This is a genomic window from Mycobacterium heckeshornense, from assembly GCF_016592155.1.
In the GTDB taxonomy this organism is placed as follows: domain Bacteria; phylum Actinomycetota; class Actinomycetes; order Mycobacteriales; family Mycobacteriaceae; genus Mycobacterium; species Mycobacterium heckeshornense.
In genome coordinates this window covers 1,074,139-1,088,008 of the sequence record NZ_AP024237.1, presented here as the reverse complement: position 1 = coordinate 1,088,008, position 13,870 = coordinate 1,074,139, and the positions used below count along the sequence as shown (strand labels likewise).

11 protein-coding genes and 1 pseudogene are annotated in these 13,870 nt (G+C 66.3%); 7 read left to right on the top strand and 5 right to left on the bottom strand.

Going from position 1 to position 13,870, the window contains the following annotated elements:
- Positions 1-85: 85 nt before the first annotated feature.
- The 5 genes and pseudogenes from MHEC_RS05265 to rpmF form a co-directional block, all read right to left on the bottom strand.
- Positions 86-628, bottom strand: a complete 543-nt coding sequence (locus tag MHEC_RS05265) for a MogA/MoaB family molybdenum cofactor biosynthesis protein (protein WP_082169559.1) — start codon at positions 626-628, stop codon at positions 86-88.
- Positions 628-1,965: a S1C family serine protease gene (locus MHEC_RS05260; RefSeq protein ID WP_048889956.1), complete on the bottom strand. Its 1,338-nt coding sequence runs from the start codon at positions 1,963-1,965 to the stop codon at positions 628-630. The genes MHEC_RS05265 and MHEC_RS05260 overlap by 1 nt, the downstream gene beginning before the upstream one ends.
- A 53-nt stretch (positions 1,966-2,018) precedes the next feature.
- Positions 2,019-3,266 carry a HAMP domain-containing sensor histidine kinase gene (locus MHEC_RS23980; RefSeq protein WP_414018104.1) on the bottom strand — a complete coding sequence of 416 codons (1,248 nt, stop codon included), beginning with the start codon at positions 3,264-3,266 and terminating at the stop codon, positions 2,019-2,021.
- 273 nt (positions 3,267-3,539) lie between these two features.
- A pseudogene (locus tag MHEC_RS05250) lies at positions 3,540-4,224 on the bottom strand (response regulator transcription factor); the annotation flags it as partial.
- Positions 4,225-4,356: 132 nt separating this feature from the next.
- Positions 4,357-4,530 carry a 50S ribosomal protein L32 gene (gene rpmF / locus MHEC_RS05245; RefSeq protein WP_048889958.1) on the bottom strand — a complete coding sequence of 58 codons (174 nt, stop codon included), beginning with the start codon at positions 4,528-4,530 and terminating at the stop codon, positions 4,357-4,359.
- Positions 4,531-4,797: 267 nt separating this feature from the next.
- On the opposite strand from rpmF, the gene MHEC_RS05240 reads away from it, so the two are divergent.
- Genes MHEC_RS05240 through MHEC_RS05210 form a run of 7 tightly spaced genes read left to right on the top strand, consistent with a single transcriptional unit; the run spans position 4,798 to position 13,861 of the window.
- Entirely contained in the window at positions 4,798-6,495 is a 1,698-nt protein-coding gene (locus MHEC_RS05240) for an acyclic terpene utilization AtuA family protein (RefSeq protein WP_048889959.1), read from the top strand.
- Positions 6,492-7,640, top strand: a complete 1,149-nt coding sequence (locus MHEC_RS05235) for an acyl-CoA dehydrogenase family protein (protein ID WP_048889960.1) — start codon at positions 6,492-6,494, stop codon at positions 7,638-7,640. Before MHEC_RS05240 ends, MHEC_RS05235 begins: the two co-directional genes overlap by 4 nt.
- A gap of 25 nt (positions 7,641-7,665) precedes the next feature.
- Positions 7,666-9,261, top strand: a complete 1,596-nt coding sequence (locus tag MHEC_RS05230) for an acyl-CoA carboxylase subunit beta (RefSeq protein ID WP_048889961.1) — start codon at positions 7,666-7,668, stop codon at positions 9,259-9,261.
- A 5-nt stretch (positions 9,262-9,266) separates the two neighbouring features.
- Positions 9,267-11,273 carry an acetyl/propionyl/methylcrotonyl-CoA carboxylase subunit alpha gene (locus MHEC_RS05225; protein WP_048889962.1) on the top strand — a complete coding sequence of 669 codons (2,007 nt, stop codon included), beginning with the start codon at positions 9,267-9,269 and terminating at the stop codon, positions 11,271-11,273.
- Positions 11,270-12,436 (top strand): acyl-CoA dehydrogenase family protein, encoded by a 1,167-nt coding sequence (locus MHEC_RS05220; protein ID WP_048889963.1) that lies wholly within the window; start codon positions 11,270-11,272, stop codon positions 12,434-12,436. The genes MHEC_RS05225 and MHEC_RS05220 overlap by 4 nt, the downstream gene beginning before the upstream one ends.
- Entirely contained in the window at positions 12,436-13,224 is a 789-nt protein-coding gene (locus tag MHEC_RS05215) for an enoyl-CoA hydratase family protein (protein WP_048889964.1), read from the top strand. The genes MHEC_RS05220 and MHEC_RS05215 overlap by 1 nt, the downstream gene beginning before the upstream one ends.
- 46 nt (positions 13,225-13,270) lie before the next feature.
- Positions 13,271-13,861 carry a DUF1707 SHOCT-like domain-containing protein gene (locus MHEC_RS05210; RefSeq protein WP_048889965.1) on the top strand — a complete coding sequence of 197 codons (591 nt, stop codon included), beginning with the start codon at positions 13,271-13,273 and terminating at the stop codon, positions 13,859-13,861.
- Positions 13,862-13,870: the final 9 nt, after the last annotated feature.

Below are 13,870 nucleotides of genomic sequence, written 5' to 3'. Positions count from 1 at the left end.
AGAACGGTATGTCCCTGGGCGCGCGCTTGCGCGTGTTCACCGCAATTGGTCATGGACCCGTGCTGAAAAGCCCCGGTCGCCGGAGTTAAATCTCCAAACTCGACAGCTGGCCGATGATCTGCGCCGCCAGTGGATTCAGGGTGGCCATTCCGTCCCGCACGGCATAGCGGGAGCCGGCGAGGTTGACGACCAGCGTGCTGCCCGAAATCCCGGCCAGTCCGCGAGACAGCCCGGCGTCGACGATGCCGGCGGACAGCGCCGATGCGCGGATGGCTTCGGAGATCCCGAGGATTTCCCGGTCCAGAATGTCGCGGGTAGCTTCCGGGGTGACATCGCGGGGCGTCACACCGGTGCCGCCGACCGACACCACCAGGTCCACCCCGCCGATCACCGCGGTGTTCAACGCGTTGCGGATCTCTACCTCGTCGGCGGCGACGGCCACCACACCGTCGACGACGTACCCGGCTTCGGTGAGCAGTTCAGTGACCAGCGGACCGCTGTGATCCTCGTCGCCGTGCGCGGTGCGGTCATCGACCACCACGACCAGTGCCCTACCGACGATCCCCGCCCGCTGTTCCATAGCTGCCACCGTATATCTGGCATCTGACCACGGCGCACCGACTCTCATCACTGGCCCGCCTTACCGAGGGTGACCTGCACGGTCCGGCTGTCGCCACCCGGATCCTGGTATGTCAACGTCACCTTGTCACCGGGAGCCTTCGACCGGATGGCGGCGACGAGGGCGTCGGCGCCGTTGACCCGACGGTCGTCGACCTTGGTGATGGTCACGCCCTTGGGCAGGCCCGCGCTCGCCGCCGCGCCGTCGGGCACCACATCGACCACCTTGGCGCCCGGCGTGTCCTTATCGCTGGTCACCTGCACACCCAGCGAGGCATGTGACGCCGTGCCGGTGCTGATCAGCTCGTCGGCGATGCGCTTAGCCTGGTCGATCGGAATGGCGAAACCCAGACCGATCGAACCGCTTTGCGCATCGGCCGAATCGGCACCAAGGGTCGCGATCGCCGAGTTCACGCCGATCAAATCGCCGTTCATGTTGACCAGCGCGCCGCCGGAGTTGCCGGGGTTGATCGCGGCGTCGGTCTGGATGGCGTCAAGCACGGTGTTCTGGTTACCCGACTCTCCCGTTGTGGACACCGGCCGGTTGAGCGCGCTGACGATGCCCGTGGTGACCGTGCCCTCCAAACCCAGCGGGGACCCGACCGCCACCACCGGTTGACCCACCCGCAGGTTCGCCGACGAACCGAGCGTGATCGGTTTGAGCCCGGAGATGCCCTGAACCCGCACCACCGCGATATCGCTAGTCGGATCCGCGCCCACCACGGTGAACGGTGCGGTGCGGCCGTCGGAGAAGGTCACCGTGGTTTTCAGCGGGCCGGCGCCGATGTCAGGACTGCTTTTGGCGGCCGCGGCGACCACGTGGTTGTTGGTCAGGATTGTCCCGTCGGGCGACAAGATAATGCCCGAGCCCTCCTCGGATTGCCGGCCCAGGTCGGTCTCCAGCATGACCACGCTGGGCACCACCTTGGCGGCAACCTGCTCCACCGACCCCGCCGGCGCATTAGCCGCGGGGACGCTGGGAGCCGCGCCGCCCACCGTCGCACCGGCTCCGCTGCTCGCCAGCTGCTGGCCATGCTCGACCACCGATGCCACTGCCCCGCCGATGCCGGCCGACACCACCGCGATCGCCAACGCGCCAACCGCCAACAACCCTGCGCGCGAGCGCTTTTGGCCTACACCACCGAAAAGCGGCGAAGGCGCCCCGACCGGGGCGCCTTGCCCAGCTCCGCCAAACGGAGCAAACGGCGGGCGGTACGGGGGCTGCTGGCCGAAGCGCCAGTCGTACTGCTGGCCCTGGCCGCCATAACCGGGGCCCGTCGGCTGATTCGGCGCTAGACGGTATCCCGGCTGCTGCGGCGGTGGCGAATACCTCGGGTGATTCGTCATGTCGCTGGGTCGCTCTTCCGTGAATGGGGCTTCGGATTCAACAGTAACCGCAACTACCCTGCCTGGGTGGACTGAGAATCCGCTGAGACAACGTTCGCGGGACCCAGAGAGTTTCCCGAGTCTGCGGTGCGACCGGCGTCGGCTGCGGGCGCGGGGTGGGCCGCAACCGGTAGCGGACGCCCGGGAAGCAACACATAGATCGACGTGCCCGGGGGCTGACCGCCCGGCACGGTATCTTCCACCCGCAGCGCGCCCCCGTGTTTAAGTACCACCTGCTTGACGATCGCGAGGCCCAGCCCTGATCCGGGCATCGCCCGCGCGGACGCCGAGCGGAAGAACCGCTCGAATACCAGGCTGCGCTCGTGCGGCGGGATCCCCGGACCGTTGTCGGACACCACCAGCTCGGCATACGCGGGATCGAGCTGCCTTAATGTCACGCCGACCCGCCCACCGGGCGGGCTCCACTTTGCGGCGTTGTCCAACAGGTTCAGCACCGCGCGCGCCAAACCACCGGCGTCGCCGTGGACCTGCCACGGGATGACTTGGACATCGAATTGAATATCGTTGCGGCGCCTACGAACTCGCTCGAGACTCCGGTCGACGATATCGGACATGTCGACCGACTCGTGCACCACCTCGCCCGCGTCGTATCGGGTGAGGTCCACCAAATCACCCACCAGAGTTGATAATTCCTCGATCTGGGCGAGTACGTCGGCACGCAGACCGACCATCTCCTGCTCCGGCAGCGGTGGTGCACCCGGCTCCATCGAAGCCATCAGCAGTTCGACATTGGTACGCAGCGACGTCAGCGGGGTTCGCAGCTCGTGACCGGCGTCGGTGACCAGACGCGCCTGCCGTTCCCGGGACTCGGCCAGGGCACGCAGCATCAAATTGAATGCCTCTGTGAGCCTAGCCAATTCGTCGCTGCCGAACACCGGTATCGGCCGCAGGTCGTCGGTGCGGGCCACCCGTTCGGCGGCTTCGGTCAGCCGCGCCACCGGGCGCAGCCCGGCCCGGGTGACCATCGCCCCGGCCACCGCGGCAACCGCGACACCGATACCACCGACAATCAACAACACCCAGCGCAGTTTCGTCATGACCGCGTCGGTCGGCGCCAGACTCTTGGAGATCAGCAGCGAACTGCCGTTGGGCAGACGAATCGCCAGCACCCGCTGATCGCCGGCCGTGCGCCGGGACATGAACAGGTCGCCGCGGATGACCGCCTTCTCGGGCCCACCCACCGGAAGTGTCTGGCCTTCCTGATGTGCGGTGTACACCGACCGGCCGGGGTTCACCAGCATCGCATTGACGTCCGAATAGGCGGTGCCCTCAATGGCCTTCGCGGGATCTGCCGCCAGCGACCCGCTCGCGATCAGCATCTGCGCTCGGCTCTGCAGCTGGTTGTCGATGTCCTTGTAGGCCGCCGCCGAAATCACCGCGTAGACCGCGGCTGCCATCAGGACGACCACCATCGCCACCATCGACATGGCCAACAGCATCACCCGCCACCGCAACGACAACGAGGTGGTGGGTCGCAGCGGAACTCGGCGCCGTCGGCGAAACAGGGACATCAGGGGGGGTGTTTCGCGGAGCACATAACCCACGCCGCGCACGGTGTGGATCAACCGCGGCTCTCCTTCGGCTTCGGTCTTGCGACGCAGATATCCGACATAGACCTCCAGCGCGTTGCCCGAGGTGGGGAAGTCGAATCCCCACACCTCCTCGAGAATGCGGCTGCGGGTCAAGACCCGTCGGGGATTAGCGATCAGCATCTCCAGCAATGCGAATTCGGTTCGCGTCAAACTGATCTGACGTTGCCCGCGGGTGACTTCGCGAGTGATCGGGTCCAGCGTGAGGTCGGAGAACGTCATCGCTACCGACTCGGCGGAGTCGTCGGGTTTGGTGCGGCGCAACAGGGGCCCGCATGCGGGCCAACAGTTCTTCAAGCGCGAATGGCTTCGGCAGATAGTCGTCGGCCCCGGCGTCGAGCCCGGCTACCCGCTCCGAGATCGAATCGCGGGCAGTCAGCACCAGGATCGGCAGGTCGTCACCGGTGCTGCGCAGCTGACGACAGACTTCCAGCCCGTCCAGCCGCGGCATCATGACGTCCAGTACCACCGCGTCGGGGCGATCGCTGGCGATCATGTCGAGCGCCTCGGCACCGTCGCCGGCCAACGTCACCGAGTAGCCGTTGAACGACAGCGACCGGCGCAGCGACTCGCGCACGGCGCGATCGTCGTCAACGACAAGAATTCGCACGGCCACCAGTGTCATCCAATCGCCTGAGAGCGACCTGAGAAGCGCTTGGCAACTCTTGCGCCGACCGTGAAGCGACTGCGAAAAATCGGCGGCAGTATCGCCGGGGTTTCACGTTCGACGCGAGTGCTGCACCTAGCGCCGGTCGAGATCGATCAGGCCCAGGCGCGCGGCCTTGAGCAGTCGACGCGGCACCTTGTGCTGCCGGCCGGCCACGGTGACGTTGACCAGCTCGGGGCGGGCAGCTTTCCACTGCGCGCGCCGGCTGCGGGTGTTCGCGCGCGACGTCCTGCGCTTGGGCACAGCCATGATCGGGCCTTACTCCTCAACTACGGGCTATCGCCATGGAAACGGTTGGTCGGCAGCTGGCGATATGTGCCGTCCACGATAGTCGCTGCCCCCGGTGCCAGCCAAAACCGACCCGCCGCGGCACGGCGTGCCCGAAACGGGCATCCTTGACGTGACACCCACGGTACCCGCTAACCTACCGGTTGGTTGGTGCGGCTTGAGGAAGGGATACGCGTGGGGCGCGCGGGTGGCGATGCGTAAGCGATGCGATGAGCGGGAGCGGCGCCGATGAGCTCGGCGGTCCGCATCGGAAACTGCTCGGGTTTCTACGGCGACCGGGTGTCCGCCATGCGCGAGATGATCGCCGGCGGCGAGCTGGACTACGTCACCGGGGACTATCTGGCCGAGCTGACCATGTTGATTCTGGGTCGCGACAAGATGAAGCACCCGGAACGCGGCTACGCCAAGACGTTTTTGACCCAGCTGGAAGAATGCCTCGGGCTGGCCCACGAGCGCGGGGTGCGGATCGTGGCCAACGCCGGCGGGCTCAACCCGGCCGGCTTGGCCGACGCGGTGCGCGGATTGGCCCAGCGTCTGGGTGTACCGGTGCGGGTGGCGCATGTCGAAGGCGACGATCTGTTGCCGCGTGCCGAAGAGCTCGGGCTGGGCAGTCCGTTGACCGCTAACGCGTACCTGGGTGCGTGGGGCATCGTCGACTGCCTCAAGTCCGGCGCCGACGTCGTCGTCACCGGGCGGGTGACCGACGCCTCGGTGCTCGTCGGGCCGGCGGCCGCGCACTTCGGGTGGCACCGCACCGACTATGACCAGCTGGCCGGCGCGGTGGTGGCCGGCCACGTCATCGAATGCGGAGTTCAGGCCACCGGCGGCAACTATGCGTTTTTCACGGAGATCCCCGATTTGACCTACGCCGGATTCCCGCTGGCCGAGATCTATGCCGACGGTTCCTCGGTGATCACCAAGCACCCGGGCACCGGCGGGCAGGTCAGCGTCGACACGGTGACCGCGCAACTGCTCTACGAGATCACCGGTGCCCGTTACGCCAACCCGGATGTCACCGCGCGGATGGACAGCATCGCCCTCGCGAGCGACGGCGCCGACCGGGTGCGGATCAGCGGGGTGGTTGGCGAACCGCCGCCGCCGACGCTGAAGGTGTCGCTGAACAGCATCGGCGGGTTCCGCAACTCGATGACCTTCGTGCTGACCGGGCTGGACATCGAAGCCAAGGCCCAGCTGGTGCGCCGACAACTCGAATCCAGCTTGACGGTCGAACCGGCTGAGCTGCAGTGGACGTTAGCGCGCACCGATCACGTCGATGCCGATACCGAAGAAGCGGCCAGTGCGCTGTTGCACTGCGTGGTCCGTGACCCTGACCCTGCCAATGTGGGGCGTCAATTCTCCTCTGCGGCAGTCGAACTCGCACTGGCCAGCTATCCGGGCTTCACTGTCACCGCACCGCCCGGCGACGGCCAGGTCTACGGTGTGTTCACCCCCGGCTACGTCGACGCCGGCGAGGTGGCGCACGTCGCCGTGCATGCCGACGGCAGTCGCGTCGACATCCCTTGTGCCAGTGAAACTTTGGTGCTCGCCCCGGTCGACGAGCCGCCGCTGCCCGAGCCGCTGCCGGCCGGCCCGACCCGTCGGGCGCCGCTAGGCGTTGTGGCCGGCGCGCGCAGCGGTGACAAGGGAGGTTCGGCCAATGTCGGGGTCTGGGTGCGCACCGATGAGCAGTGGCGCTGGCTGGCTCACACCCTGACCGTCGACCTGCTGCGGCAGCTGCTGCCGGAGACCGCCGACCTACCGGTCTCCCGGCATCTGCTGCCCAACCTTCGGGCGGTGAACTTCGTCATCGACGGCATCCTCGGCCGGGGCGTGGCGTATCAGGCGCGCTTCGACCCGCAAGCCAAAGGGCTGGGAGAATGGCTGCGCAGCCGCTATGTCGACATCCCGGAAAGGCTGCTGCCGTGACCATTTGGACCACACCGGAGCGCGATCAGCTGCGGAAAACGGTCCGCTCCTTCGCCGAGCGCGAGATCCTGCCACATATCGACGAGTGGGAGCGCGACGGCGAGTTGCCGCGCGACTTGCACCGCCGCGCCGGGCGAGCCGGGCTGCTGGGGGCGGGTTTCCCGGAGACGGTCGGCGGTGGCGGCGGCGACGCCGCCGACTCGGTGATCATCTGTGAAGAACTGCACGAAGCCGGCGTGGCGGGTGGGGTGTATGCGTCCTTGTTCACCTGCGGCATCGCGGTGCCGCACATGGTTGCTTCGGGCGCCGAGCGGCTCATCGAGAGGTTTGTGCGGCCCACCCTGGCCGGGGACAAGATCGGCGCGCTGGCCATCACCGAGCCCGGTGGTGGCTCCGACGTCGGCCATCTGCGCACCACCGCCGTCCACGACGGCGACCACTACATTGTCCGTGGCGCCAAGACCTACATCACCTCCGGGGTCCGGGCCGACTATGTCGTCACCGCGGTGCGCACCGGCGGCCCGGGTGCTGCTGGGGTGTCGCTGCTGGTGGTGGAAAAGGGCACACCGGGATTCGAGGTCACCCGTAAGCTCGACAAAATGGGTTGGCGCTCCTCGGATACCGCCGAATTGTCATACACCGATGCCCGTGTCCCGGCTGCTAATCTTGTCGGCGCCGAGAACAGCGGCTTCGCCCAAATCGCACACGCGTTCCTGGCTGAGCGCATCGGTCTTGCCGTGCAAGCGTATTCGAGTGCGCAGCGTTGCCTGGACATTACCTTGCAGTGGTGCCGTGACCGGGAGACTTTCGGTCGGCCGCTGATCTCCCGGCAGGCCGTGCAGAACACTCTCGCCGAGATGGCCAGGCGCATCGACGTCGCCCGGGTCTACACGCGCCACGTGGTGGAGCGTCAACTTGCCGGCGAGACCGACCTGATCGCGCAGGTGTGCTTCGCCAAGAACACCGCGGTAAAAGCCGGTGAATGGGTGGCCCACCAGGCCGTGCAGCTGTTCGGCGGCATGGGCTACATGTCGGAATCCGAAGTCGAGCGTCAATACCGCGACATGCGAATCCTCGGCATCGGCGGGGGAACAACGGAAATCCTGACTGCATTAGCAGCCAAAACCCTTGGATATCAATCGTGATTAATGTGCATCGTCGGCGGTGGTTATGACGGTCCTGCAATCGACGCTCGACCCGGCCTCGCCCGCCTACACCGAGGCGGCTTCCGCGTTGACCGCCAAACTCGCCGAGATCGACGGCGAGCTGGCCAAGGCGCTCGCAGGCGGCGGCCCTAGATACGTCGAGCGCCATCATTCCCGCGGCAAGCTGACCGCACGGGAACGAATCGAGTTGCTGGTCGATCCCGATTCGCCGTTCTTGGAGTTGTGCCCGCTTGCGGCGTGGGGCAGCGAATTCCAGGTGGGCGCCAGCGTCGTCGCGGGCATCGGCGCGGTATCCGGCGTGGAATGCATCATCGTCGCCAACGATCCCACGGTCAAAGGTGGCACCAGTAATCCGTGGACGCTGCGAAAGATACTGCGGGCCAATCAGATCGCCTTCCAGAACCGCCTGCCGGTCATCTCACTGGTGGAGTCCGGCGGCGCCGACTTACCAACGCAGAAAGAGGTTTTCATCCCCGGCGGACAGATGTTCCGTGACCTGACCCGGCTGTCGGCAGCCGGGATTCCGACCATCGCCCTGGTGTTCGGGAACTCCACCGCGGGCGGCGCCTATGTGCCGGGGATGTCCGACCACGTGGTGATGATCAAAGAACGCTCTAAAGTGTTCTTGGCCGGGCCGCCGCTGGTGAAAATGGCGACCGGCGAAGAATCTGATGACGAATCTCTGGGCGGCGCCGAAATGCATGCCCGCATCTCGGGTTTGGCTGACTACTTCGCCCTCGACGAGCTCGACGCGCTGCGCATCGGCCGCCAGATCGTGGCCCGGTTGAACTGGAAGAAGCTAGGGCCGGCACCCGGACCGGTCATCGAGCCGCGCTACGACGCCGAGGAACTGTTGGGCATCGTGCCGTCCGATCTGCGTATCCCATTCGACCCGCGGGAGGTCATCGCCCGTATCGTCGACGGCTCGGAATTCGACGAGTTCAAACCGCTCTACGGCTCGTCCCTGGTCACCGGCTGGGCCCGGCTGCACGGCTATCCGCTGGGCATTTTGGCCAACGCCCGCGGCATCCTGTTCAGCGAGGAAGCCCAGAAGGCGACTCAGTTCATCCAGTTGGCCAACCGCTCCGACACCCCACTGTTGTTCTTGCACAACACCACTGGCTACATGGTCGGCAAGGACTACGAGGAACGCGGGATGATCAAGCACGGCTCGATGATGATCAACGCGGTTTCCAACTCGACCGTGCCGCACATTTCGCTGCTGATCGGAGCGTCATACGGAGCCGGGCACTACGGCATGTGTGGACGGGCCTACGATCCGCGCTTCTTGTTCGCCTGGCCGAGCGCGAAGGCCGCCGTCATGGGCGGCGCCCAATTGGCGGGCGTGATCTCCATCGTCAACCGCGCCGCCGCGCAAGCGCGGGGTCAGCAATTCGACGAAGAGGCCGACGCTGCGCTGCGGGCGGCGATCGAGGCGCAGATCGAAGCGGAGTCGTTACCGTTGTTTCTGTCCGGACGACTGTACGACGACGGCGTCATCGATCCGCGTGACACCCGGACCGTGCTGGGAATGTGCTTGTCTGCCATCGCTAATGCCCCGATCAAGGGCACGTCGAACTTTGGTGTCTTCCGGATGTGATGGGTATGGGTGTCACTCGAGTTCTGGTCGCCAACCGCGGCGAGATCGCCCGGCGGATCTTCGCGACCTGCCGCCGGCTGGGCGTGAGCACGGTCGCGGTCTACACCGACCCGGACGCGGCAGCGCCGCACGTGGCCGAGGCGGATCTGCGGGTGCGTCTGCCGCGGGTCAACGACTACCTCAATCCCGAGGCGCTGATCGCCGCGGCCCGGGCCACCGACGCCGACGCTGTCCATCCGGGTTACGGGTTCCTCTCCGAGAACGCTGATTTCGCGGCGGCAGTAGTCGATGCGGGGTTGACCTGGATCGGCCCGCCGGTGACGGCGGTGCGCGCGATGGGCTCCAAGATCGAGGCCAAGAAACTGATGGCCGCCGCCGGCGTTCCGGTGCTCGCCGAGCTCGACCCCGACACGGTCACCGCCGAGCAACTGCCGGTATTGGTCAAGGCCTCGGCGGGTGGCGGTGGCCGCGGGATGCGAGTAGTGCGCGAGTTGGCGGCGCTTCCGCACGAGGTTGCCGCTGCGCGGCGCGAGGCGCAGTCCGCGTTCGGCGATCCGACCGTGTTCTGCGAGCGCTACCTGCCCACCGGCCACCACGTCGAAGTCCAGGTGATCGCCGACACCCACGGCACGATATGGGCTGTTGGAGAACGGGAATGCTCGATCCAGCGTCGGCACCAGAAGATCATCGAAGAAGCCCCCTCCCCGCTGGTGGAACGCACGCCGGGGATGAGAGCCAAGCTGTTCGACGCTGCCCGCCTCGCCGCCAGCGCGATCGGCTACACCGGAGCCGGCACCGTGGAGTTCCTCGCCGACATCTCTCCTTCTGGGGACGCCGAGTTCTACTTCCTGGAGATGAACACCCGCCTGCAGGTCGAGCACCCCGTTACCGAGGAGACGACAGGAACCGACCTGGTCGAGCTGCAGCTGGCGGTGGCTGACGGTGGCCGATTGGATCCTGAACCTCCTGCGGCACAAGGGTATTCGATTGAGGCGCGAGTCTACGCTGAGGATCCGGCGCGGGACTGGCAGCCGCAGGCCGGTCAGGTGCACACCATCGACGTACCCGGGGTGCGCGCACAGTTCGAAACCCTCGGCCGGCGTACCGGGATCAGGCTGGACTCGGGCATTGTGGACGGATCGGTGGTGTCGATCCACTACGACCCGATGCTGGCCAAGGTAATCTCCTACGCCCCCAGCCGCCGTCAGGCAGCACGGGTGCTCGCCGACGCACTGGCCCGCACCCGCTTGCATGGCGTCCGCACCAACCGCGAGCTTTTGGTCAATGTGCTGCGGCACCCCGCTTTCCTCGACGGCGCCACCGATACCGCGTTTTTCGACACCCACGGGCTGCCGACGCTGGCGGCACCGCTGTGCGACGCGGCGGCGGTCCGGTTATCCGCGATCGCGGCCGCGCTCGCCGACGCCGCACACAACCGCGCGACGGCAGCCGTATTCGGGTCCATGCCGAGCGGGTGGCGCAACCTGGCCTCTGGGTATCAGGTCAAGAACTTCCGCGACGACAACGGTCACGATCATCGTGTCCAATATCGTTTCACCAGAACGGGTTTAGAGCTCCCCGACGACGAGTCGGTGCACCTGGTTTCCTGCACCGCCGACGAGGTGGTGCTGGCTGATGGCAACGGCGTAGCGTGCCGGATCGAGGCCGCCCGTTACGGAGACGACATCTACGTCGACTCACCGCACGGATCGGTACACCTGGTGGCCCTGCCCCGCTTCCCGGAGCCGGGTTCGGCTGTCGAACAGGGTTCGCTGGTGGCACCGATGCCTGGCAACGTCATCCGGGTCGGCGCTCAGGTCGGCGACACGGTGACCGCCGGCCAACCGCTGGTCTGGCTGGAAGCGATGAAGATGGAGCACACAATCACCGCGCCGACGGACGGGGTACTGTCGCAGCTCGCCGTCGGTCCTGGCGCACAAGTCGAAGTAGGCGCGGTGTTGGCTCGCGTCGATGCATCCCCCCAACAAACAGAAGGAGTCTCGCAATCGTGACCGACACCAGCTTTATCGAAAACGAGGAGCGCCGGGCGCTGCGTAAGGCGGTCGCCGCCCTGGTATCCAACTACGGCCCCGACTACTACCTGCAGAAAGCGCGAGCGCATCAGCATACCGACGAATTGTGGAATGAGGCAGGCAAACTGGGCTTTCTTGGGGTGAATCTGCCGGAAAAGTACGGCGGCGGCGGCGCTGGCATGTACGAGTTGTCACTCGTAATGGAGGAAATGTCGGCGCATGGGTGCGGCCTGCTGATGATGGTGGTCTCACCGGCGATCAACGGAACTATCATCTCCAAGTTCGGCACCGACGAGCAAAAACAACGCTGGCTGCCCGGCATCGCCGATGGCTCGATCACGATGGCGTTCGCCATCACCGAACCCGACGCCGGCTCCAACTCGCACCGGATCACCACCACCGCCCGTCGTGACGGCAGCGACTGGATCCTTTCCGGCCAAAAGGTTTTCATTTCCGGCGTCGACCAAGCCCAAGCGGTACTAGTGGTGGGCCGCACTGAAGAGAGCAAGACCGGCAAATTGCGACCGGCGCTGTTCGTGGTGCCCACCGACGCCCCCGGCTTTACCTACACCCCGATTGAAATGGAGCTGATAAGCCCCGAAAGGCAATTCACAGTCTTCATCGACGACGTGCGGCTGCCCGCCGATGCGCTGGTCGGATCGGAGGACGCCGCGATCGCCCAGCTGTTCGCCGGCCTAAACCCGGAGCGAATCATGGGTGCGGCCAGCGCCGTCGGTATGGGACGCTTCGCACTGAGTAAAGCCACCGACTACGTTAAGACGCGCAAGGTGTGGGACACCCCGATCGGTGCGCACCAGGGGCTGTCGCATCCGCTGGCGCAGAACTACGTTGAGATCGAACTCGCGAAATTGATGATGCAGAAAGCCGCGACGCTCTACGACCACGGTGACGACATGGGTGCCGCGGAAGCGGCCAACATGGCGAAATACGCTGCGGGCGAAGCCTCTGCGCGGGCCGTCGACCAAGCCGTGCAATCGCTGGGCGGTAACGGGCTGACCAAGGAATACGGGATCGCCGCGGCGTTGACTGCGTCACGGCTGTCGCGGATCGCGCCAGTGAGCCGCGAGATGGTGCTGAATTTCATTGCCCAGACGTCATTGGGTCTGCCGCGCTCCTACTGATGGAGACCCTGGTCGAATACGCGGTCGACGGGAACGTCGCTCGGCTGACACTGAATTCTCCGAAGAACCGCAACGCGTTGTCCAGCACGCTGGTCAGCCAGCTGCACCAGGGGCTGCGGGACGCGGCGGCCGACACAGCGGTCCGCGTGGTGGTGCTCGGCCATACCGGCGGCACGTTCTGCGCGGGGGCGGACCTGTCGGAGGCATCGGGCGGCGACCCCTTCGACGCCGCGGCCGCACGTGCCAGGGAGTTGGCCGCGCTGCTGCGCGCCATCGTCGAGTCACCGCTGCCGGTGATCGCTGCCATCGACGGTCACGTCCGCGCGGGCGGCCTGGGCCTAGTCGGAGCCTGCGATATCGCTGTGGCCGGTCCACGCAGCAGCTTCGCGCTGACCGAAGCGCGGATCGGGGTGGCACCGGCGATCATCTCGCTGACCCTGCTGCCGAAGATGTCAGCCCGGGCGGCGGCACGCTACTACCTGACCGGTGAAAAATTTGACGCTCGGGAAGCCGCGGCGATCGGGTTGGTAACCCTGGCGGCAGACGACGTCGACGCCGCGGTGGCAACGTTGGTCGCGGAGCTGGGACTGGGGTCGCCGCAGGGACTGGCCGCGTCGAAGGCATTGACCACCGCGGCGGTGCTAGCGGGCTTCGACCGCGACGCCGAGCGGCTCAGCGTCGACTCGGCGCGCCTGTTCGTCTCGGACGAGGCCCGCGAAGGAATGCTCGCCTTCCTGCAGAAACGGCCGCCCCGATGGGTGCCGCCGCGCGGTGACGACATAGTTTAGCGAACTGGCCTTGCAGCCGAATTTCTTCGTCGTAGGCTCAGCACTGATGAGCAAAGAAGCGCAGCGCGACATGCGGGACGAGTCGCGCGCCGCCGACACCGATCGCATACAGGTGGCGCAGTTGCTCACCGACGCCGCTGCGCAGGGTCGCCTGCAACTGAGCGAATACGAGGAACGGCTTGCCAAGGCCTACGCGGCGACCACGTATCAAGAACTGGATCGGCTCCGGGCAGATCTGCCGGGCTCCTCGGTCAGCCCGCGCCGCGGCGAAGCCTGTAAACCGGCGCCCTCGACCCTGTTGCTGGCCATCATGGGCGCGTTCGAACGGCGCGGCCGATGGCCGATCCCGAAGAAATTGACGACGTTCGCGCTGTGGGGCGGCGGCGTCATCGATTTGCGTTACGCCGACTTCACCTCTACCGAAGTCGATATCCACGCGTATTCGATCATGGGCGGGCAGACCATCTTGCTGCCGCCGGAGGTCAACGTCGAGATCCACGGCCACGGTGTGATGGGCGGCTTCGACCAGCACGTCAACAGCGAAGGCACCCCGGGTGCACCCAAGGTGCGGGTGCGTGGCTTCTCGCTGTGGGGCGGGGTCGGCATCAAGCGGAAAAACCGCAAACCGCAGCAATAGTGCCGAGCA